This window comes from Stenotrophomonas sp. 3diitr2024, from assembly GCF_042136455.1.
Classification (GTDB): Bacteria; Pseudomonadota; Gammaproteobacteria; order Xanthomonadales; family Xanthomonadaceae; genus Stenotrophomonas; species Stenotrophomonas sepilia.
Genome location: NZ_JBHHMJ010000633.1, coordinates 1 through 890, shown reverse-complemented (window position 1 = coordinate 890; position 890 = coordinate 1). Strand labels below are relative to the sequence as shown.

2 protein-coding genes are annotated in these 890 nt (G+C 60.6%); both read left to right on the top strand.

Annotated elements, in window-relative coordinates:
- Window positions 1–214: hypothetical protein (locus ABGA94_RS16390; RefSeq protein WP_375367809.1), on the top strand; the 214-nt coding region annotated here is incomplete at its 5' end.
- Window positions 193–789, top strand: a complete 597-nt coding sequence (locus ABGA94_RS16385) for a hypothetical protein (protein WP_375367808.1) — start codon at window positions 193–195, stop codon at window positions 787–789. The genes ABGA94_RS16390 and ABGA94_RS16385, both read left to right, overlap by 22 nt.
- Window positions 790–890 lie beyond the last annotated feature (101 nt).

Sequence of the window (890 nt, the reverse complement as noted above, 5' to 3'; positions counted from 1 at the left end):
CGGACTCTTCGATCTGGCGCGCGCGCTTGTCCTTCTCGATGCCGTCGCGGGTGAAGACCTGCACGTCGATGACGGTGCCGTCCATGCCCGGCGGCGATTCTCTCCCTTGTTCAAGGCTGTCGCTATTGGCCTTGAACCGGGGCGAGGCGCGCTGGCACCGTGGACGTCCGTGCAGTTTTCGGCGACCCCACCATGTACACCCGCCTGCTGTTGACCAAGGAAAAGGCCTCTCCAACCGATGCATACGTTGGCGGCGGTGCGTTTCTTCCAGAGAACATACCTTGGCCAACCTGTGTTGAAGGCCGTGCGCTCTTTCACCTGATGGCACTCCCTGCACATTGGTTCTATCCGCAGGGCGTTGCTGAGGATTTCTGGTTCTCAGTCTTCATCCCCACCGATACGCGGGATCATTCCCACTTCCGTCGGCTGCGCGCGGTGCAGGGAACTAGCGACGCAGTTGTGCTCGCATACAGGCGTGGCGGCGCATCCAGAAGCCGATGCATGAGCGACTCGCTTGAGCGCGGCCGTATCGAGCGTGTGGAGTGTTTGGAACCTGACGATGATGAGAACCTGGATTCCAAGCTGGATGGAGTCGATGCATGGCTGCAATCACCTTTGACGTGGAATGGCGGTCGCCGTCGCTTGATGCTCTACGGCGCGGACATCGACGGCATTCTGCCTTCGCAAAAAGGCGTACTGTCCGACGGCATGGCGTATCTGTTCCTCCGGGATAAGCCTGATTTTTCTCCGGTAGGACGCACCGGGGCGTTCTTTCTCCAATTGGGCTGAATCAGTTTTTGCTGCGTCGCGCGCTGGCTCTGCACCGAAGTCCACATCCACGCGCGGCGTGGATCTACTGCACCCGGTAGTGCCGGCCGCTGGCCGGCAAC